The sequence below is a fragment of the Kitasatospora sp. NPDC092039 genome (assembly GCF_044756065.1).
GTDB lineage: Bacteria > Actinomycetota > Actinomycetes > Streptomycetales > Streptomycetaceae > Kitasatospora.
In genome coordinates, this window is the sequence record NZ_JBIVSD010000022.1 from 38,510 (window position 1) to 57,316 (window position 18,807).

Here is an 18,807-nt window from a genome sequence, read left to right on the forward strand (position 1 = left end):
CGGCGCCCACCACCCCGGCCGCCCCCCCCCCCCCCCCCCCCCCCCCCGGCCCCGCCCCCCCCCCCGCCCCCCCCCCCCCCCCCCCCGGGGCCCCCGGGGCCCCCCCCGGGGGCCCCCCTCCCCGCGGGTGCGGTGTCAGACCGCGATGACGGTGACCAGGGCGATCAGGCCGAGCATGGTGGGCGCGATGACCCACCAGCACCAGCGGACCCGGACCGGGCCGGCCGCGGCGGGGCGGGCGGCGTTGCGTTCGGCCATCTCCTGGAGGACGGCGGTGACCTGGTCGGACCAGGCCCGGGTGGGGTCGGGCGAGCCCTGGACGACCGGGTTGGTGCGCTTGGCCAGTCCCATGCCCAGGCCGGTCCGGGAGGCGTGCTCGGCGGCGCTGGGGCTCTGCGCCCGGGTGGCCCGCTTGCGCTGGCGCAGCGACACCGGCACCGCCCAGACCTGGTACTTCTTCCCGCCCGCGAGCAGTTCGACCGAGTACCCGGCGCGCAGCGCGTCCACCGAGGCCCACGGCGCGACGACGGTCCGCCACGGGTTGCGCACCACCAGCCGGTCGCGGCCGGCCCGCACGGCCGGGCGCAGGGTGTACGCGATCACCGGGAAGGCGAACACCGGCACCGCCGCGAGCGAGACGTACGGGGTCTTCCCGGTGCCGCTGGCCACCGCGTCGCCGACCAGCCAGGCCGCGACGACCAGCAGCAGCACTCCGGAGATCACACCGGGGACAGAGCGGTACACCCGGTCGGCGTACTCGGGCTCCCCGTCGGGGGCGGCGGGGCCCTGGTCGGGCTTGCCGTCGGAATCGGTCATGGCGTCGATTCTGCCCCATGCCCCCCACCTGCGGAGGTCTCGGTCCGGCCACGATGGGTCGGCGGTCTAGCGGTCGGCTACGCGCGTAGATATGCTGGTCTGGTGACTATGTCCACTGTTGCAGCCAATGCCCTCGGCGTTGCGGGCAGCGGCCTTCAGGACGTTGCGGCGTCCGAGGCCTCGCTCCGCCGCTTCCTGCACGGCCTGCCCGGCGTCGACCAGGTCGGCCTGGAGGCGCGCGCCGCCGCTCTCGGTACCCGCTCGATCAAGACCACGGCGAAGGCGTACGCCATCGACCTGGCGATCTCGATGATCGACCTGACCACGCTGGAGGGCGCGGACACGGTCGGCAAGGTGCGCGCGCTGTGCGCCAAGGGCAGGACCCCCGACCCGACCGACCCGACCACCCCCCGCGTCGCCGCCATCTGCGTCTACCCGGACATGGTCGCCACCGCCAAGGACGCCCTGAAGGGCACCGACATCCAGGTCGCCTCGGTCGCCACCGCCTTCCCGGCCGGCCGCGCCGCCCTGCCGGTCAAGCTCGCCGACACCGCCGACGCGGTGGCCGCGGGCGCCGACGAGATCGACATGGTGATCGACCGGGGCGCCTTCCTCTCCGGCCGCTACCTCGACGTCTTCAACGAGATCGTCGCCGTCAAGCAGGCGTGCAAGCGCCCCGACGGCAGCTCCGCCCACCTCAAGGTGATCTTCGAGACCGGCGAGCTCCAGACCTACGACAACGTCCGCCGGGTCTCCTGGCTGGCGATGCTGGCCGGCGCCGACTTCATCAAGACCTCCACCGGCAAGGTCGCCGTCAACGCGACCCCGCCGGTCACCCTGCTGATGCTGGAGGCGGTCCGCGACTTCCGCGCGGCCACCGACGTCCAGGTCGGCGTCAAGCCCGCCGGCGGGATCCGCACCACCAAGGACGCCATGAAGTACCTGGTGATGGTCAACGAGACCCTCGGCGACGACTGGCTGACCCCGCACTGGTTCCGCTTCGGCGCCTCCAGCCTGCTCAACGACCTGCTGATGCAGCGCCAGAAGCTGGCCACCGGCCGCTACTCCGGCCCCGACTACGTGACGGTGGACTGATCACCATGGCCAAGAAGAAGAACACCGAGGAGCCCGTGGCCGAGCCCGCCGGCGGCCTCTTCGCCTACGCCCCGGCCCCGGAGTCCCCGGCCGCCGCGGGTGACATCGCCACCTCCTACGGCCACTTCATCGGCGGCGAGTTCGTCGACTCCTCCGGCAACGAGGCCCTGAAGACGGTCAACCCGGCCACCGAGCAGGTGCTCGCCGAGTTCGCCCAGGGCACCGAGCAGGACGTGGACCGCGCGGTCGCCGCCGCCCGCAAGGCCTTCGCCGACTGGTCGGCGCTGCCGGGCAGCGAGCGCGCCAAGTACCTGTTCCGGATCGCCCGGATCATCCAGGAGCGCAGCCGCGAGCTGGCCGTGCTGGAGTCGATCGACAACGGCAAGCCGATCCGCGAGACCCGCGACGTCGACCTGCCGCTGGTCGCCGCGCACTTCTTCTACTACGCGGGCTGGGCGGACAAGCTGGACTTCGCCGGCTTCGGCCCGAACCCGAAGCCGCTGGGCGTGGCCGGCCAGGTCATCCCGTGGAACTTCCCGCTGCTGATGCTGGCGTGGAAGATCGCGCCCGCGCTGGCGACCGGCAACACGGTCGTCCTGAAGCCGGCCGAGACCACCCCGCTGACCGCGCTGCGCTTCGCCGAGATCTGCCGCCAGGCCGGTCTGCCGAAGGGCGTCGTCAACATCGTCACCGGTGACGGCCGCACCGGCGCCGCGCTGACCTCCCACCCGGACGTCAACAAGGTCGCCTTCACCGGCTCCACCCCGGTCGGCCGGGCGATCGCCAAGCAGCTGGCCGGCACCCGCAAGAAGCTCTCGCTGGAGCTGGGCGGCAAGGCCGCGAACATCGTCTTCGACGACGCGCCGATCGACCAGGCGGTCGAGGGCATCGTCAACGGCATCTTCTTCAACCAGGGCCACGTCTGCTGCGCGGGCTCGCGCCTGCTGGTCCAGGAGTCGGTCCAGGACGAGCTGCTGGACGCCCTGAAGCGCCGGATGGCCACCCTGCGGGTCGGCGACCCGCTGGACAAGAACACCGACATCGGCGCCATCAACTCGGCCGAGCAGCTGGCCCGGATCACCGCGCTGACCGACGCCGGCGAGGCCGAGGGCGCCGAGCGCTGGTCGCCGGCCTGCGAACTCCCGGGCACCGGCTTCTGGTTCAAGCCGACCCTGTTCACCGGCGTGAGCCAGGCCCACCGGATCGCCCAGGAGGAGATCTTCGGCCCGGTCCTGTCGGTGCTGACGTTCCGCACCCCCGCCGAGGCGGTCGAGAAGGCCAACAACACCCCGTACGGCCTCTCCGCCGGCATCTGGACGGAGAAGGGCTCGCGCATCCTCTGGATGGCGAACCAGCTCAGGGCCGGCGTGGTCTGGGCCAACACCTTCAACAAGTTCGACCCGACCTCGCCGTTCGGCGGCTACAAGGAGTCGGGCTACGGCCGCGAGGGTGGCCGCCACGGTCTGGAGGCCTATCTCGATGTCTGATGTCGCAACGCGTCTTGACGTCCTCAAGACCTACAAGCTGTACGTCGGCGGGAAGTTCCCGCGCTCCGAGAGCGGACGGGTGTACGAGGTGACCGACTCGAAGGGCGAGTGGCTCGCCAACGCCCCGCTGGGCACCCGCAAGGACACCCGCGACGCCGTCCTGGCCGCCCGCAAGGCGGTCAAGGGCTGGGCCGGCACCACCGCGTACAACCGCGGCCAGGTGCTGTACCGGGTGGCCGAGATGCTCCAGGGCCGCCGCGAGCAGTTCGCCGCCGAGGTGTCCGTCTCCGAGGGCGTCGGCCCGAAGAAGGCCGCCGCGCTGGTGGACGCCGCGATCGACCGCTGGGTCTGGTACGCGGGCTGGACCGACAAGGTCGCCCAGATCGCGGGCGGCGCCAACCCGGTCGCCGGGCCGTTCTTCAACCTCTCCACCCCGGAGCCGACCGGCGTGGTCGGGATCGTCGCCCCGCAGGCCGGCTACGGGCACTCGCTGCTCGGCCTGGTCTCGGTGATCGCCCCGGCGATCGCCACCGGCAACACGGTCGTGGTCGCGGCCGCCGCGGACGCCCCGCTGCCCGCGCTGTCGCTGGGCGAGGTGCTGGCCACCTCGGACGTCCCGGGCGGCGTGGTCAACATCATCTCGGGCCGGACCGCGGACATCGCCCCCACCCTGGCCTCGCACCAGGACGTCAACGCGCTGGACCTCACCGGGGCGATCGCCTCCGACGGCCCCGGCGCGCCGCAGGCGCTGGAGGCGGCCGCCGCGGATACCCTGAAGAGGGTGGTCCGTCCGGTGCTGGACCCGTTCGCCCAGGACTGGACCAATGCGCCCGGTACGGACCGGCTACTCTCGTTCCTGGAGACGAAGACGGTCTGGCACCCGATGGGGATCTGACCTCCGTCGCTCCGAGCGAACAACTCCACAGACTGGCCGTCCCCAGTGCCCTCACCCCCCAGGGCCCGGACGGTCATTGGACGGACCCGCGCCTCTCCCCCCCCTGGCGCGGGTCCGTCGCCCGTTCCGGCCCCCGCCGCCGGCGTTCCGTCGACTTTCGTCACTGCCCACCGCCGACTTTCGACGCTCCCGCACGCCCCGCCGGCCGGACCAGAATCACCGGAGACGGAAACGATCAAGGGGGACGGATGGGCGAGTTCATCGGCGAGCTGATGGCACTGTTCGCGGACGGCTTCTACCGCAGGTGGCACGTGGCCCGCACCACGCGGCGGCTGGCCGCCGGCCGCCCGGTCCGGGTGCCCTGCTCGGCCCGGCCCGAGCGGCGGACCGGGTACACCAACGGCAGCCTCCACATCACGCCCGGCGCCGACAGCGTGGCCCTGGTCTCCCGCGACGACGGACGCCTCGACCTGCCCGCCGGGGGCACCTTCCACGAGCCCGAGCCCGACACCTGGCACAGCCAGGACTGGGCCGCCACCGGCTACCTGCCGCCCGGCGCCGGGGAACTGGTCTACCTCCAGGTGGACAGCCGCTACCTGCCGATGGTGCACGTCGCCCTCGCCGACCCGCGGTCGCAGCGGACCGCCTGACGGCAGAAGACCCGTGCCGACCGGTTTCGGCAACCGGCCGGGATGCGTCAGACTGGTGTCCCGTGAGTGACTCCCCCATGAACCCCGCACCGGCCGCGCACGCCCGGGTGATCCTGCTCTCCGGGCCCTCCGGGTCGGGGAAGTCCTCGCTCGCCGAGCGCAGCGGCCTGCCGGTGCTCCAGCTCGACGACTTCTACAAGGACGGGGACGACCCGACCCTGCCGCGGCTGCCGGACGGCGCCGTCGACTGGGACTCCCCGCTGGCCTGGCACCGCGACCAGGCCGTCGCCGCGATCCGCGCCCTGCACGAGCACGGCCGCGCGGACGTCCCGGTGTACTCGATCCCGGACAACGGCCGGGTCGGCACCCGCGGCCTGGAGCTGGACGGGGCGGGCGCGTTCATCGCGGAGGGCATCTTCGCCGCCGAGATCACCGCCGAGTGCGCCGGACAGGGCCTGCTCGGCGACGCCCTGTGCCTGCGCAACGGCGCGCTCACCACGGCCTGGCGCCGGCTGCGCCGGGACGTCCGGGAGGGCCGCAAGTCGCTGCCGGTGCTGCTGCGCCGGGGCCTGCGGCTGATGCGGGCCGAGCGGTCCATCGTCGGCCGGCAGGTCGCGCTCGGCTCGTACGCGTGCGCCGGCCCGGAGGCCGAGCGGCGGATCCGCGCCGCGGCCCTGGCCACCGAGCTCTCCGCCGTCTGAGCCGACCGTCGGGGCCCGCGTCCGGAACCGCTTCCGAAACCGCGTCCGCGCCCGGCCCACGGCACGACGAAGGCCCGGTGCGTCTCCCCCGCACCGGGCCGTCGCCTTCCCCGAACGGTCCTCGGCTCCCCCACGGGCGTGCTCCCCCGAGCCGCTGCCCCCGGACCGTGACCGTCCGCTTCCCGTCCCCCGACGGGAGTCCTCTGTTACGCGACCAGCTCGCCGAACGCCCGGACGGTGTCGCCGGACTTGTTCAGGTGCTCGTCCTCGCGCAGCCGGCGCAGGGCGCGCCAGATGCTGCTCTTGACCGTACCGACGCTGATCCCCAGCACGTCGGCGATCTCCGGGTCGGTCTTGCCCTCGTAGTACCGCAGCACCAGCATGGTGCGCTGGTTCTCCGGCAGCTTCGCCAGCGCCTGCCAGAGCACGGTGCGCAGCTCGGTGCCGCCCATCGCGTCGGTGTCGCCGGCCGTCTCCGGCAGCTCCTCGGTCGGGTACTCGTTGACCTTGCGGCGCCGCCAGGCGGAGATGTGCAGGTTGGTCATGGTGCGGCGGAGGTACCCGCCGACCGCGGCCTTGTCGGTGATCCGGCCCCAGGCCCGGTACGTGCTGAAGAGCGCGCTCTGCAGCAGGTCCTCGGCCTCGTAGCGGTCACCGGTCAGGTGGTAGGCCGTGGCGTACAGGGAGGCGCGGCGCTCGCGCACGTACGCGGTGAACTCCGTGATGTGGTCCTCCGCGACGGCCGAGTGCTCCCCCTGCGCGCCTCCCTGTCCCGCCTCGGTGGTGCGCGCCGCCGCGGGGTTCAACCGCAGCAGCGTCGCACCGGCGGCCTCGCGACCGGTCGGCTCCCCCGAACCGACCGTCCGCAGACCGTTCCCCCCGGTCCCCCGGTTGCCCCCCGGGGCGTCCTTGCCCTCGACGCGGACGGGGAGGATCCCCCGCAGCGTGAGGGTGTTGGCGGAGTCGACCGAACTCCCCAGACGGCCGATCCCGTACAGCTCCCCCGTCCTGCCGCCGCCGCTCACCCGACGGGCGACAGGGTTTCCACCGGTGCTGTGCGCGCACCCCCGCACGGTCACGGCACCGGAGTTCTCGTCGGTCCTGACCTCGTACCGGGTCCGGTGGGACGCGGCTGACGAACGCGCGGTGCGGACAGCCGGGTTGGTCCGGGTCTGAAGCATGGCGTTCATCGTGCGCCCCCTGGGTCGGTACGAGCGGTTCCGGTAGCCGCCCTCCAGCCGGCCTTGCGGCCCGCTGTCCTGCGGCGACATGGAAAATCCTGCCCGCCGGTTGTGATGGCGCTGTCCGCCGACTGTCACAGGGGTGTCACAGGAGCGGGCCGAACGTCCCGGTCCGCCTCCCTCCGTAGCGGACGCCGGGGGCGCCCGTTCCGGTTCCCGGGGGGCCGGTGATCGGTCCGGGGGGTGATTCGGGGCTGCGGGTGGGCCAAAATGGGGCCGTGCCTTTCCTCCTACTGATCGAGGACGACGACGCCATCCGGACCGGCCTCGAACTCGCTCTCACCCGCCAGGGCCACCGCGTGGCCACCGCCGCCTCCGGCGAGGACGGTCTGAGGCTCTTCAAGGAGCAGCGACCCGACCTGATCGTGCTGGACGTGATGCTGCCCGGAATCGACGGCTTCGAGGTCTGCCGCCGGATCCGCCGCACCGACCAGCTGCCGATCATCCTGCTGACCGCCCGCTCCGACGACATCGACGTGGTGGTGGGTCTGGAGTCCGGAGCCGACGACTACGTGGTGAAGCCGGTCCAGCCCCGCGTGCTGGACGCCCGGATCCGCGCGGTGCTGCGGCGCGGCGAGCGGGAGAGCTCGGACTCCTCGGCCTACGGCAGCGTGGTGATCGACCGCGCGGCGATGACCGTCACGAAGGACGGACAGGACCTCCAGCTCACCCCGACCGAGCTGCGGCTGCTGCTGGAGCTCAGCCGCCGCCCCGGCCAGGCGCTCTCCCGCCAGCAGTTGCTGCGGCTGGTCTGGGAGCACGACTACCTCGGCGACTCCCGGCTGGTGGACGCCTGCGTGCAGCGGCTGCGGGCCAAGGTCGAGGACGTGCCGTCCGCGCCGACGCTGATCCGCACCGTCCGGGGGGTGGGCTACCGGCTGGACCCGCCGGCCTGATCCGAACGCCTCCCGACCAGCCTCCACCCGCCCCCCTTGAACTCCCGTATCACGACAGGCTCTTGTGACTGACCATCAGACGACTGCCCGGCGGTTCTCGACGGGCCGGTGGCGTCGGCTGCGCTCCCTGCGGGTGCGGCTGATCGCGGTGTTCGCGGCCGTCGCGCTGCTCGCCGCCGTCTCGGCCTCCGGCATCGCGTACTGGCTGAACCGCGACGCGGTGCTCAAGCGCGCCCAGGACACCGCGCTGAACGACTTCCGGGTGTCGCTCACCCGCAACGTCTCCGAGCTGCCGCTGAACGCGAGCTGCCAGGAGCTGGCCTCGCTGGCGTCCACCGTGGCCAGCTCCGGCCTGACCTACGACGTGGTGGTGGTCGACCCGGCGCACCCGGAGTGCACGGCCTCCTCCGACCCGGCGAACTTCACGCTCGCCGACGTCCCGACCGCCCTGCAGGCCACCGTCGCCAGGCCGCGCGAGGTCACCGAGAACAACCCGTTCCCGTACCACCTGTACTGGCAGCGGCAGAACCTGGGGGGCCGGCCGTTCGTGATCGGCGGCACCAAGGTGGTGCCGAGCGGCCCGACGGCGTACATGTTCAAGTCGCTGGAGAACGAGCGGGCCGACCTCAACACACTGGGCTGGTCGCTGGCCATCGCCACGCTGCTCGCGCTGATCGGCTCGGCGCTGCTCGCCCAGGCCGCCTCGGCGACCGTGCTGCGGCCGGTCAAGCGGCTCGGTGACGCCGCCCGGCGGCTCGGCGAGGGGCGCCTGGACACCCGGCTGGAGGTCGAGGGCTCGGACGAACTCGCCGACCTGGCGAGGACGTTCAACCGGGCCGCGGAGTCGCTGCACGAGCAGGTCGAGGAGCTGAGTGCGCGCGAGGCGCAGAGCCGGCGGTTCGTCGCCGACATGTCGCACGAGCTGCGCACCCCGCTGACCGCGATGACCGCCGTGACCGACATCCTGGAGGACGAGGCCGAGTCGCTGGACCCGATGATCGAGCCGGCCGTCCGGCTCGTGGTCAGCGAGACCCGGCGGCTGTCCGACCTGGTGGAGAACCTGATGGAGGTGACCCGCTTCGACGCCGGCACCGCCAAGCTGGTCGCCGACGAGGTGGACGTCGCCGACCTGATCATGTCCTGCATCGACGGGCGGGCCTGGTACGACGCGGTCGAACTGGACGCCCCGCGCGGCATCCTGGCGGTGGTCGACCCGCGCCGGCTCGACGTGGTCTTCGCCAACCTGATCGGCAACGCGCTGAAGCACGGCGGCTCGCCGGTGCGGGTCCGGGTCCGCCGGGACGGGGAGTCGGTCGTGGTCGAGGTCTCCGACAGCGGGCCCGGCATCCCGGAGGACGTGCTGCCGCACGTCTTCGACCGGTTCTACAAGGCGGACCGGGGGCGGGCGCGCTCGGAGGGCAGCGGTCTCGGCCTGTCGATCGCGATGGCCAACGCGCAGATACACGGGGGGACGATCACGGCGGCGAACGGGGAGGTCGGCGCGGTGTTCACCCTGACCCTGCCGCTGGCCCCGCCGCCTCCGCCGTCCGCGGGCGAGGCCGAGGGCGGCCCCGCCGGCGACGCCGCCGAGGACAAGGACGCCACGTGACCCCCCGCACCGACACCGCCGCCCCCCGCACCGTCCTGCGCCGCGGCGCGGGCGTGCTGCTGCTGCTCGCGCTGGCCTCCGGCTGCGGCATCCGGCCGACCGCCGTACCGGTCGACGCCGGCGCGCCCGCCAGCCGGACGGCCTGCCCGACCACCCCGCACATACCGCCGGCCCTGGCCACCCCGCCGGGACCGGCCCCGACCACGACGCCGGCCCGCGGCGGCAAGGCGGCCACGAGCCCGAGCCCGTCGCCCACCCCGGTGGCGCCGGGCAGTCCGCCGCCGGACAACGTGTTCGGCGCGGTGCCGACGGCCTCGCCCTGCAAGTAGGCCGCGGGGAAGGGGGCGGGAGGGGCGGCGGGGGCGCGTCCTGGAATGTTCACGCCCGGCGTGGAACCGACGTGGCGTCGGCCCACGTCCTTCCCCCCGTGCAGCGAGATGGCACCAGGACACGCGACGAGCGTTCCGGCGCGGGGACCGAGAGCAGCCCGGCGGCGGCCGTCCACCGTCCCCTGCGGTTGGCCGGGCTGGCGGGTCTCACCGGCCACCTGGCGCTGGTGCTCTGGCTGGTCCTGAGACCGCTGCCGGTGGCCTGGGTGTACGACGCCAACCTGACGCCGCTCGCCTCGCTCCGCTCCTCCAGCGGCTGGCAGGTGCTCGGCGAGCTCCTGCTGCTGGCCCCGCTCGGCGTCCTGCTGCCGCTGGCCGGCGGCCGGCTCCGGGCCCCCTGGCTGCCGTCCTTCCTGCGCACCACCGGCGTCTCCGCGCTGCTGGCGACCGCGCTGGAGTTCCTCTCCTCCTGGGCGCCCGGGCACGTCCTCAACGTGGACCACATCCTGTTCGCCGTCGCCGGCGTGGCCGTCGCCCACCTCGCGTTCGTCCCCGGCCTGCGGCTCCTGCTGCGGGACCGGCGGCCCCGGGCGCCCCGGCGGGCGGTGCGCTCCGTGCCGCCGGTGACCGCCGCCGGCTCCGTCCCGGCCGTCGGCTCCATCGCCGCCGTCGCGGCCGTCGCCTCCGTCACGGCCGTCGCACCCGCCGCCCGGCGGCGCGCCTACGCCGAGCCGACGCCGCCGACCGGCTGAGGCTCCCGGTCGCGGACCACCCGGCCGCCGACCTCGACCAGCCCGCCCGGGCGCGGACCGGCCAGCAGCCGCGACCCCCGCCCCTGGGTGACGGTCAGCGCCCGGCCGAGGCTCGCGGCCAGCAGCAGCGCGGCCGCGCCGGTGGCCTCGTCCTCGTCGATCCCGTCGCCCCGCCCGGGGAAGGCCCGGGCCCGTACGGTGCCGGCCGCCTCGTCCTGCCAGGCCCAGGCGTAGACCCACTCCCCCGGCGGCGGCACCTCCAGCGCCTCCACCTCGGCCGCCGAACCGTACTGCCGCAGCGTGCGCCCCGGGGCCCACTCCGGCCGGGCCGCGATCCGGGTCAGCCCGTCCTCGCGCCGCACCGCCACCTCTCCGGCGGCCGTGACCAGCCGGTCCACCCCGAGCAGCCAGGCGGCGCCCACGCACGGGTGGCCGGCGAACGGCAGGCGCACCGACGGGGCGTAGATGTCGATCTCGCCGCGCTCCGGATCGTCGACGAACACCGTCTCGCTGAAGCCGAGTCCGCGTGCGATCCGCTGCCGGTCCGCGCGCTCCGGCACGGCGGCGCCGTCGCGCACCACACCGAGCGCGTTCCCCTGGCTCCCGTCGGGCCCGCAAAAGACCCGCAGCACCTCAAACTCCGTCATTTCCCACCTCGTCGACTTCCGCTGCGGCACAGCGCAATGACACCGTGACGCAAAGACGGAGACGGATGTCGGCCGCCTCCAGTACTGTGCGCTCTCGTCCCCGAACGGTGCCCGCCGTTTTCGTCTTCCCCATCCCAGGAAAACTCCTTGAACAATCTCGACTTCAACGCCGAACCGCTCTTCTCCTGGTACGTCGTCGCACTGGCGGTCAGCGGCGTCATCATGGTGGTCCTCGGGGCCGTGGCCGGTGGGATGAAGGTCGGCCTGCGCATCCTCAACGTCGTCATCGGCCTCGCGTTCCTGGGGTACGCCTACTACCTGGCGTTCGTCTTCGAGGGCGGCACGTACACCATCTTCCTCAAGGTGTTCATCCTGCCGGTCCTGATGATCGTCGCCTCGGTGAAGGCGCTGGTCGAGCGCGGCAACGCCAAGCAGCAGCAGGCCGCCCAGGCGGCCGCCGCGTTCAACCCGCAGGCGCCGTTCAACCCCAACGCCCCGCAGGCGCCGTTCAACCCCAACGCCGCCCAGGCCCCGCAGGCACCGTTCAACCCCAACGCCCCGCAGGCGCCGTACGCCCCGCAGCCGGGCGCTCCCGTCCCGCCGCCGGCCGGTGCCCCCGTCCCGCCGGTCGCGCCGCCGGCCCCGCCGCAGGGCGCCGCGCCGTACCAGCCGGGTCCGCCGCCGCAGCCGGTCGCGGACAACCCGTACGCGCAGCCGCAGCCGCCGCAGCACCCGGTCGGCTGACCGCGCCGCACCGCCGTACGGCCGTCACCGAACCGACCGAGGCCCGCCCGTCCCCGCCACCCGGCGGGGACGGGCGGGCCTCGCCGTCCTCCGGGGTCAGTTCCCGGCGCCGCGCCGCACGCGGTCGCGGCGCCGCGCCACCACCAGGGTGCCGACGCCGAGGGCGATCGCGGCCGCACCGGTGATCGCCATCGGCTCCGCCGCCGTGCCGCCACCGGTGGAGGGCAGCCCGGGGTCGGCGGCCGGGGCCGCGACGGCGGCCGTCCGCACGCCGCCCACCGCCGGACTCGGCACCCCCGAGGAGGCCGCCGCGGGGCCGACCGGGGCGGTGGACGGCACCGCCGCCTCCGGGGCGGGGTCGGGGTCCGGGACGGCGCGAGCGGGCACCGCGGTGGCACGCGTCGCGGGCACGGTGATGAAGTCGGCCGCCGGGCCGTCCGCCTCGGCCGCGCTCTCGCCCGGCTCCGGCAGGGTGCCCGCGACGGCGACCAGGGACTCGAACAGGATCGGCGCGTCCTTGGTGAAGGCCAGCCGGAGGTCGACGGTGCGGCTCTCGCCCTTCGCCAGCGCGACGACGTCGGCGTTCCGGTCCCCGGTGCGCAGCCCGAAGTACAGCCAGGCCGGGTGCTCCGGGCTGCCGCCCGGGGTGGCCTCCCGCCACTGGCCGTCGGCGGTGCGGAACTCCAACACGACGGTCTGCGGGGGGAGTTCGTCCACCCCCTGGAACACCACCGCGGGCACCACCCGCAGGTCCCGGCCGCTCCGGTTGGTGAGGACCAGCCGGAACGGCTTCGCCTCCCCGCCCACCGTGAACGCGGTCGGCACACCGTCGAACCCGACCCGGGCGGTGGCCGCCGGGGCGGCCGGCGTGGCGCTCGGCGGAGTGCTCGGCGCCGCCGCCGGGGCGATGAGCAGATCCGGGTAGCCGCTGCCCGCCTCGGCGGCGCGCTGCTCCGGCGGCAGGGCCGGGTCCGAGACCACGGAGTTGAAGCCCGGCGCCACCCGCCCGGCCGGGGCGTCGGCGGTGACGGTGAGCCGCAGCCGGTAGCCGGCCTCGGCGCCGGCCGGCAGCGACAGCACGGCGGGCTGGTCGAGCGTCCAGAAGGCGCCGACGCCCCCCGCGTTCACCCTGGCGTCCAGCCACTGGGTGCCGCCGGGCGGCCGGTACTCCAGCCGGAAGTGGCCCTGCCCGACGCCGGCGCCGGTGTCGGCGACCACGAAGGCCGAGGAGGGGACGTCCAGCCGGTGGTCGGCGGTGTTCCGGAGCGTCGCGGTGAACTCCACCGGCGCGCCACCGGCCCGGACGGTGCCGGGAAGGCCGCTGAAGGTGATCGTGACCGGCGAGGGGCGGGACTGGGAGCCCGGGGCCGCCGCGACGGCCTCCGGCGCGGCGAGGACGGCCAGGGCCCCGGCGGCGGCCAGGCCGGAGGCCAGCGTGACGGCGGCGGTCGCGGTCAGGAATCTGCGATGCCGAATGTGCAATTCAACCCCACGAGAGAATTCGGGACAGAACCCATCAGGACGTGAAATCGCTTGCACGAGAGGTCGTTTCCACGACGAAGTCGGGCTCTTCCGTCCGCCCCCCGGCCGACCGCGATCGGCAGCATCCTACCGAGCCGCCTCCGGACGTCCGGACGGGCCCGGCCGGACGTCCGGCCCCCGGTCCTCAGGGTCACCCTGAGGAGGACCCCGACATTCGGCTACGACTCCCCGGTGACCCTTCGGGGCCCGGAATCACCTGCCGGACGGAGGACTGGGGGGCGGGTGGCGGCGGAGTATGGAAGCAGCCCGCCGGACCGGCCGGACCGGGCCGCCACCGTACGGAGAACTCATGAGCGCGCGCCTCGCCCGTCCCCGCCACAACCGCGTGATCGCCGGCGTCTGCGCCGGGATCGCCGAACGCTTCGGCCTGACCCCGTGGACCGTCCGGCTGATCTTCCTGCTCTCCTGCCTGCTGCCCGGCCCCCAGTTCCTCCTCTACCTGGCCCTCTGGCTGCTGCTCCCCCAGGAACCGTGAGCCCGGCGGCCCCGCGCACACGGCGACGGGCCGCCCACTCCCGGGGTCTCCGGGAGTGGGCGGCCCGTCGCCGTGCCGTGGGCTCCGGCTCAGCCGCCCAGGCCCGGGAGCAGGCCGGTCAGCCCGCCGATCGGGGTCTTGTCCAGTCCGGGGATGGACGGGACGGCGGCGCGCTGCTGGGTGACACCGGCCAGCGGGGTGTCACCGGCGGGGACGGCCTTGCCGACGCTCGGGGCGAGGGTGCCCAGGGTGTCGGTCACCTTGCCGGTGGCGGGCAGCTTGCCGGCGGTGTCGGTGACCGCACCGGTCACCGCCGGGTTCGTCAACACGCCGGTGGGCAGCCCGAGGCCGCCGGCCGCCTGGCCGTCAGCCGCGGACGCGGTACCGGCGCCGACCGCCGCGATGGCGATGCCGAGCGCCGCGGTGCCGGCGGCCTTGAGAGCCTGCTTCATGGTTGGTCCCCTTTGGGTCCTCGTCGGTGGCCGGGTTCACGCACGGGACCGGCGGACGTGCGACCGCCCGCCGCGACGTGTCGGCAATGACGGGCACACCGTAGTGAGCAGGTCGCGCGGCGACCAAAGGGCGTTCACTCACCCGAGTGAGTAGTCGGATGAACACCAACTCCCGTCCAGGAGAGCGGTGTTCATCCGACGGGCGGAGCGGGCGCACCGCCCCGGCGGCTCAGTTGCCGCCGGCACCCACGCTGAACAGCCACTCCGCCTTCAGCTCGGCGTAGCCCGGCTTGATCACGTCGTTGATCATCGCCAGCCGCTCGTCGAAGGGCAGGAACGCGGACTTCATGGCGTTCACCGTGAACCACTCCAGGTCGCCCAGGGTGTAGCCGAAGGCGTCCACCACGTGGCCGAACTCCCGGCTCATGCTGGTGCCGCTCATCAGCCGGTTGTCGGTGTTCACGGTGACCCGGAACTTCAGCCGGCTGAGCAGCCCGATCGGGTGCTCGGCGTACGAGGCGGCGGCGCCGGTCTGGATGTTGGAGGTCGGGCACATCTCCAGCGGGACGCGCTTGTCGCGCACGTACGCGGCCAGCCGGCCGAGCTCGACCGTGCCGTCCTCGCCCACCGTGATGTCGTCGACGATCCGCACGCCGTGGCCGAGCCGGTCGGCGCCGCAGCACTGCAGGGCCTCCCAGATCGACGGCAGGCCGAAGGCCTCGCCCGCGTGGATGGTGAAGTGGTTGTTCTCGCCCTTGAGGTAGTCGAAGGCGGCCTGGTGGCGGGTGGGCGGGTAGCCGGCCTCGGCACCGGCGATGTCGAAGCCGACCACGCCGCGGTCCCGGTAGCGGTTGGCCAGTTCGGCGATCTCGGTGGAGCGGGCGGCGTGCCGCATCGCGGTCAGCAGGGTGCCGACGCGGATCCGGTGGCCGGCCTCGCGGGCGTTGGCCTCGCCGAGGCGGAAGCCCTCCTGAACGGCCTCGACGACCTCGTCCAGGCTCAGTCCGGCCTCCAGGTGCTGCTCGGGGGCGTAGCGGACCTCGGCGTACACGACGCCGTCGGCGGCCAGGTCCTCGGCGCAGTCCGCGGCGACCTTGACCAGCGCCTCACGGGTCTGCATCACGGCGCAGGTGTGCGCGAAGGTCTCCAGGTAGCGGACCAGCGAGCCGGAGTCGGCGGCCTCGCGGAACCACTCGCCGAGCTCCTTGGGGTCGGTGGTGGGCAGGCCCTGGTAGCCGCAGGCGGCGGCCAGCTCGACCACGGTCTCCGGGCGCAGCCCGCCGTCCAGGTGGTCGTGCAGGAGGACCTTCGGCGCGCGGCGGATCTGGTCGGGGGTGGGGATGCGCGGGCCGGTGCCCGCGGTGGTGACGGGGATCTGCTGTTCCATTGCGGAAATATAGCCCCTACGCGCGTAGACCGACCACCGCGCGCACCGCCGGATGGTCCAAACCCGTCCCGGAATTCCACCGCCCGGTCCATACGATCCGCCAAAGCGCCGGCCGGCCCCGGCGAGGGCCTCAGTCGTGGTGCAGCAGCCGCCCGCGCCGGGACAGCACGAAGTCCCGGAACGCCCGCGCCGGCGGCGTCAGCGGCCGCCCCGCCGCCCAGGCCAGCCCGACCGCCCGCCGGGTGCGCGGCGCCGTCACCTCCAGCTCCACCACCCCCGGCCGCGCCACCAGGGCCGGCGGCAGCAGCGCCACCCCCAGCCCGGCCGCCACCAGTCCGCGCAGCGTCTCCGCCTCCTCCCCCTCGAACGCCAGCCGCGGGACGAACCCGGCCTGCGCGCAGAAGCCGTCCGTGATCACCCGCAGGCCGTACCCCTGCTCCAGCCCGACGAACGGCTCCTCGGCCACCTCCGCCAGCCGGATCCGCCGCCGCCCGGCCAGCCGGTGGTCCGCCGGGACGACCAGGTGCAGCCGCTGCTCGTCCAGCGGGCGGGCGGCGAACGCCTGGTCGTCCGGCAGCGGCGCGACCAGGCAGAGGTCCAACTCCCCGGCCCGCAGCCGCTCCAGCATCGCCGCGCCGTAGTCCTGCACCAGCTGGAAGCGCACCCGCGGGTGCTCCGCGCGGAAGCCGCGCAGCAGCGCCGGCACCGCGTCCGGCCCCATCGTGTGCAGGAACCCGAAGGCCACCAGGCCCCCCGCCGGGTCCGCCTCCGCCCGGGCCGCCGCCGCACCGCGCTCGACCTCGGCCAGCGCCCGCTCCACCGAGGCCAGCAGCAGCCGGCCCGCCCTGGTCAGCCGCACCGTACGGCCCTGACGGGCCAGCAGGTCCACCCCCAGCTCCTCCTCCAGCCGGGCCACCGCGCGCGACAGCGTCGGCTGCGGCACCCCGAGCAGCGCGGCCGCCCGGGTCACGTGCTCCAACCGGGCCACCGCGGCGAACTGCGCCAGCCTGGGCGCCAGCAGCACGGCCGGCTCCTCCGGCCCCAACTCGGCCTCCCGGTACCGCTGATCGCCGCCGTCCACCGGTTCCGGACCGGACATCCCGCCACCACCTCGACTCATACGCCAGTGCATCGATCATCCATGCTTCATGCATTGGACGCATCAAGCACGCCGGTCCTACGGTCGAGGACATGCAGCCCGCCAGTACCAGGGCATCCGTGCCCGCCCCGGATGCCCCCGCCACCGCCCCCTCCGCCGCCGCCCCCGGAGACGACCGCCACCGCCCCGGCGGGCGCGCCTTCCGCCGCGCCAACCTCGCCCTGTTCGCCGCCGGGGTCGCGACCTTCGTCCTGCTCTACTCCACCCAGGGCCTGCTGCCGGTCCTCTCGGCCGACCTCGACCTCACTCCCGGCCAGGCCAGCTGGACGGCCTCCGCCGCCACCCTCGGCCTCGCCCTCGGGCTGCTCCCGGCCAGCGCGCTCTCCGACCGGTACGGCCGAACCGCGGTGATGACCGCCTCCACCCTCGCCGCCTCCGTGCTCGCCCTCGCGCTGCCCTTCGCACCGGACCTCACCGCCCTCGTCGCCCTGCGGGCCCTCCAGGGCGCCGCCCTCGCCGGGCTCCCGGCCACCGCCATGGCCTACCTCGCCGAGGAGGTCCACCCCAGCGCGCTGCCCTCCGCGATGGGCCTGTACGTGGCCGGCAACAGCATCGGCGGGATGGGCGGCCGGCTGCTCTCCGGCTGGACCGCCGCCGGGCTCGGCTGGCGCTGGGGCCTCGCCGCCTCCGCCGTCCTCGCGCTGCTCGCCACCCTCGCCTTCCGGCTGCTGATCCCCGCCGCCCGGCACTTCACCCCGGCCCCGGTGGACGCCCGCGCGCTCGCCCGGACCGTCGGGCGGCACCTGCGCAACCCGCTGCTGGTGCGGCTGTACCTGCTCGGGATGCTGTTCATGGCGGTGTTCGGCGCGGTCTACAACACCGTCGGCTACCGGCTGATCGGCGCGCCGTTCCACCTGCCGGAGTCGGTCGCCGCCTCGATCTTCGTGGTCTACCTGGTCGGCACCGGCACCTCCGCCGCGGCCGGCCGGCTCTCCGGCCGCCTCGGCCGGCGCGGCGCCCTCTACGTCTCCATCGGCGTGACCGCGGCCGGCCTGCTGCTCTCCCTCGCCCAGTCCCTGGTCTGCGCCCTGCTCGGCCTGGTCCTGATCACCGCCGGCTTCTTCGCCGGCCACGCCACCGCCTCCTCCTCGGTGGGCCGCACCGCCACCGAGGGCCGCGCCCAGGCCTCCGCCCTCTACCTGATCGCCTACTACCTGGGCAACAGCCTGGGCGGCACCCTCGGCGCCGACGCCTACCACGCCACCGGCTGGCCCGGCGCCGCCACCGTCGGCCTCGCCGCCATGGCCCTCGCCGCCGCCGTCACCCTCTACGCCACCCGCCAGGCCCACGCGGCCCGGCGGACGGTCGCGGACGCTTGACAGCCACCGCCGATAAACTCCGGAACATGAGCATCGATCCTGCTGTGTACGCCCGGCTGCTCGAAATCGCGGATCAGCTGCCGAAGGTGCCGGGGATAGGGAAGATCGAGATCGCCGACGGCCAGATCGTCATGATGACGTCGCCCGTGAAGCGCCACGAACTCGCGGTGCTGCGCCTCTCCCGACAGCTCGACGCCCAGTTGTCGGCCACCCACCCGGGCCACATCGCGTACCACGGTGCGGATCTCCAGGACGCGGGGCTCGGCCGACTGCGCAACCCCGACCTGATGGTGTTCCCCGAGGCGACCCTGGAGGGCGAGCAGCGGGCGGTCCTGCCGCACGAGGTGCTGCTCGTCGTGGAGGTCGTCTCGAAGTCCAACCCCGAGAACGACTACCACGACAAGGTCCGCGACTACTCGGCGATGGGGATCCCGTTCTACCTGCTCGTCGATCCCCGCACGGGCACCGGAATCGTGCACTCGGAACCCGGTTACGAGGCCCGGGAGAAGTTCGTGTTCGGCGACCGGGTCGCCGTCGGTCCCTGGACTCTCGACACCAGCGGTCTGCTCACGTACGCCTGATCCGGCGTACGTGAGCAGACCTCGGGACCG

General features: G+C 74.2%; 20 protein-coding genes. 13 read left to right on the forward strand and 7 right to left on the reverse strand.

Translation table 11 applies throughout. The features are described 5' to 3' along the window. Positions 1 to 135: 135 nt before the first annotated feature. Positions 136 to 816: a PH domain-containing protein gene (locus tag ACIQI7_RS32815; protein WP_401117173.1), complete on the reverse strand. Its 681-nt coding sequence runs from the start codon at positions 814 to 816 to the stop codon at positions 136 to 138. A 108-nt stretch (positions 817 to 924) separates the two neighbouring features. Here ACIQI7_RS32815 and deoC point away from each other — a divergent pair, with 108 nt between their 5' ends. The 5 genes from deoC (at position 925) to ACIQI7_RS32840 (ending at position 5,644) form a co-directional block, all read left to right on the forward strand. Beyond that, positions 925 to 1,911: a deoxyribose-phosphate aldolase gene (deoC, locus tag ACIQI7_RS32820; RefSeq protein WP_401117175.1), complete on the forward strand. Its 987-nt coding sequence runs from the start codon at positions 925 to 927 to the stop codon at positions 1,909 to 1,911. 5 nt (positions 1,912 to 1,916) lie between these two features. Continuing rightward, the gene (locus tag ACIQI7_RS32825) at positions 1,917 to 3,398 is read left to right on the forward strand and encodes an aldehyde dehydrogenase family protein (protein ID WP_401117177.1); all 1,482 of its coding nucleotides are present in this window, start codon (positions 1,917 to 1,919) and stop codon (positions 3,396 to 3,398) included. Continuing rightward, complete coding sequence (locus tag ACIQI7_RS32830; RefSeq protein ID WP_387756521.1) at positions 3,391 to 4,293, forward strand: aldehyde dehydrogenase family protein; 903 nt, start codon at positions 3,391 to 3,393, stop codon at positions 4,291 to 4,293. The genes ACIQI7_RS32825 and ACIQI7_RS32830 overlap by 8 nt, the downstream gene beginning before the upstream one ends. 248 nt (positions 4,294 to 4,541) lie before the next feature. Beyond that, entirely contained in the window at positions 4,542 to 4,943 is a 402-nt protein-coding gene (locus ACIQI7_RS32835) for a hypothetical protein (RefSeq protein WP_401117180.1), read from the forward strand. A 62-nt stretch (positions 4,944 to 5,005) separates the two neighbouring features. Beyond that, the gene (locus ACIQI7_RS32840; protein ID WP_387756517.1) at positions 5,006 to 5,644 is read left to right on the forward strand and encodes an ATP-binding protein; all 639 of its coding nucleotides are present in this window, start codon (positions 5,006 to 5,008) and stop codon (positions 5,642 to 5,644) included. Positions 5,645 to 5,850: 206 nt separating this feature from the next. On the opposite strand, the gene ACIQI7_RS32845 is transcribed toward ACIQI7_RS32840, so the two are convergent. Beyond that, the gene (locus ACIQI7_RS32845) at positions 5,851 to 6,723 is read right to left on the reverse strand and encodes a SigE family RNA polymerase sigma factor (RefSeq protein ID WP_387756611.1); all 873 of its coding nucleotides are present in this window, start codon (positions 6,721 to 6,723) and stop codon (positions 5,851 to 5,853) included. A gap of 380 nt (positions 6,724 to 7,103) precedes the next feature. Here ACIQI7_RS32845 and ACIQI7_RS32850 point away from each other — a divergent pair, with 380 nt between their 5' ends. From ACIQI7_RS32850 to ACIQI7_RS32865, 4 genes are all read left to right on the forward strand, one after another. Next, on the forward strand, positions 7,104 to 7,781 hold the full coding sequence (locus tag ACIQI7_RS32850) for a response regulator transcription factor (RefSeq protein ID WP_030257458.1): 678 nt from the start codon (positions 7,104 to 7,106) through the stop codon (positions 7,779 to 7,781). 64 nt (positions 7,782 to 7,845) lie between these two features. Further along, a complete protein-coding gene (locus tag ACIQI7_RS32855; RefSeq protein ID WP_401117182.1) occupies positions 7,846 to 9,390 on the forward strand; it encodes an ATP-binding protein in 1,545 nt (514 codons plus the stop codon). Next, the gene (locus ACIQI7_RS32860; protein ID WP_401117184.1) at positions 9,387 to 9,719 is read left to right on the forward strand and encodes a hypothetical protein; all 333 of its coding nucleotides are present in this window, start codon (positions 9,387 to 9,389) and stop codon (positions 9,717 to 9,719) included. The genes ACIQI7_RS32855 and ACIQI7_RS32860 overlap by 4 nt, the downstream gene beginning before the upstream one ends. A 98-nt stretch (positions 9,720 to 9,817) precedes the next feature. Continuing rightward, entirely contained in the window at positions 9,818 to 10,471 is a 654-nt protein-coding gene (locus ACIQI7_RS32865; RefSeq protein ID WP_401117186.1) for a VanZ family protein, read from the forward strand. Here the strand turns inward: ACIQI7_RS32865 and ACIQI7_RS32870 are convergent. Next, positions 10,441 to 11,118 (reverse strand): PhzF family phenazine biosynthesis protein, encoded by a 678-nt coding sequence (locus ACIQI7_RS32870; RefSeq protein ID WP_401117188.1) that lies wholly within the window; start codon positions 11,116 to 11,118, stop codon positions 10,441 to 10,443. The genes ACIQI7_RS32865 and ACIQI7_RS32870 overlap by 31 nt on opposite strands. A gap of 147 nt (positions 11,119 to 11,265) precedes the next feature. Between ACIQI7_RS32870 and ACIQI7_RS32875 the strand changes: the two genes are divergently transcribed. Continuing rightward, positions 11,266 to 11,862: a hypothetical protein gene (locus ACIQI7_RS32875; protein ID WP_401117190.1), complete on the forward strand. Its 597-nt coding sequence runs from the start codon at positions 11,266 to 11,268 to the stop codon at positions 11,860 to 11,862. Between the two features lie 96 nt (positions 11,863 to 11,958). Here ACIQI7_RS32875 and ACIQI7_RS32880 read toward each other — a convergent pair whose 3' ends face one another. Further along, a complete protein-coding gene (locus tag ACIQI7_RS32880) occupies positions 11,959 to 13,344 on the reverse strand; it encodes a hypothetical protein (RefSeq protein WP_401117192.1) in 1,386 nt (461 codons plus the stop codon). Between the two features lie 349 nt (positions 13,345 to 13,693). Here ACIQI7_RS32880 and ACIQI7_RS32885 point away from each other — a divergent pair, with 349 nt between their 5' ends. Beyond that, positions 13,694 to 13,879 carry a PspC domain-containing protein gene (locus ACIQI7_RS32885; protein WP_355267409.1) on the forward strand — a complete coding sequence of 62 codons (186 nt, stop codon included), beginning with the start codon at positions 13,694 to 13,696 and terminating at the stop codon, positions 13,877 to 13,879. Positions 13,880 to 13,968: 89 nt separating this feature from the next. Here ACIQI7_RS32885 and ACIQI7_RS32890 read toward each other — a convergent pair whose 3' ends face one another. From ACIQI7_RS32890 to ACIQI7_RS32900, 3 genes are all read right to left on the reverse strand, one after another. Next, positions 13,969 to 14,331 (reverse strand): hypothetical protein, encoded by a 363-nt coding sequence (locus ACIQI7_RS32890; protein WP_387756503.1) that lies wholly within the window; start codon positions 14,329 to 14,331, stop codon positions 13,969 to 13,971. Positions 14,332 to 14,560: 229 nt separating this feature from the next. Further along, positions 14,561 to 15,718, reverse strand: a complete 1,158-nt coding sequence (locus ACIQI7_RS32895) for an adenosine deaminase (RefSeq protein WP_401117195.1) — start codon at positions 15,716 to 15,718, stop codon at positions 14,561 to 14,563. 130 nt (positions 15,719 to 15,848) lie between these two features. Continuing rightward, on the reverse strand, positions 15,849 to 16,817 hold the full coding sequence (locus tag ACIQI7_RS32900; protein WP_401117198.1) for a LysR family transcriptional regulator: 969 nt from the start codon (positions 16,815 to 16,817) through the stop codon (positions 15,849 to 15,851). Between the two features lie 92 nt (positions 16,818 to 16,909). Between ACIQI7_RS32900 and ACIQI7_RS32905 the strand changes: the two genes are divergently transcribed. Both ACIQI7_RS32905 and ACIQI7_RS32910 read left to right on the forward strand, forming a co-directional pair. After that, positions 16,910 to 18,196, forward strand: coding sequence for an MFS transporter (locus ACIQI7_RS32905; protein WP_401117200.1), 1,287 nt, complete (start codon positions 16,910 to 16,912; stop codon positions 18,194 to 18,196). 26 nt (positions 18,197 to 18,222) lie between these two features. Next, the gene (locus ACIQI7_RS32910) at positions 18,223 to 18,777 is read left to right on the forward strand and encodes a Uma2 family endonuclease (RefSeq protein ID WP_401117202.1); all 555 of its coding nucleotides are present in this window, start codon (positions 18,223 to 18,225) and stop codon (positions 18,775 to 18,777) included. The last annotated feature ends 30 nt before the right edge of the window (positions 18,778 to 18,807 follow it).

Coding starts and splice junctions, on each gene's coding strand:
- ACIQI7_RS32815 (WP_401117173.1), bottom strand. CDS start 816: ATGACCGATTCCGACGGCAAGCCCGACCAGGGCCCCGCCGCCCCCGAC.
- deoC (WP_401117175.1), top strand. CDS start 925: ATGTCCACTGTTGCAGCCAATGCCCTCGGCGTTGCGGGCAGCGGCCTT.
- ACIQI7_RS32825 (WP_401117177.1), top strand. CDS start 1,917: ATGGCCAAGAAGAAGAACACCGAGGAGCCCGTGGCCGAGCCCGCCGGC.
- ACIQI7_RS32830 (WP_387756521.1), top strand. CDS start 3,391: ATGTCTGATGTCGCAACGCGTCTTGACGTCCTCAAGACCTACAAGCTG.
- ACIQI7_RS32835 (WP_401117180.1), top strand. CDS start 4,542: ATGGGCGAGTTCATCGGCGAGCTGATGGCACTGTTCGCGGACGGCTTC.
- ACIQI7_RS32870 (WP_401117188.1), bottom strand. CDS start 11,118: ATGACGGAGTTTGAGGTGCTGCGGGTCTTTTGCGGGCCCGACGGGAGC.
- ACIQI7_RS32885 (WP_355267409.1), top strand. CDS start 13,694: ATGAGCGCGCGCCTCGCCCGTCCCCGCCACAACCGCGTGATCGCCGGC.
- ACIQI7_RS32890 (WP_387756503.1), bottom strand. CDS start 14,331: ATGAAGCAGGCTCTCAAGGCCGCCGGCACCGCGGCGCTCGGCATCGCC.
- ACIQI7_RS32895 (WP_401117195.1), bottom strand. CDS start 15,718: ATGGAACAGCAGATCCCCGTCACCACCGCGGGCACCGGCCCGCGCATC.
- ACIQI7_RS32900 (WP_401117198.1), bottom strand. CDS start 16,817: ATGTCCGGTCCGGAACCGGTGGACGGCGGCGATCAGCGGTACCGGGAG.
- ACIQI7_RS32905 (WP_401117200.1), top strand. CDS start 16,910: ATGCAGCCCGCCAGTACCAGGGCATCCGTGCCCGCCCCGGATGCCCCC.
- ACIQI7_RS32910 (WP_401117202.1), top strand. CDS start 18,223: ATGAGCATCGATCCTGCTGTGTACGCCCGGCTGCTCGAAATCGCGGAT.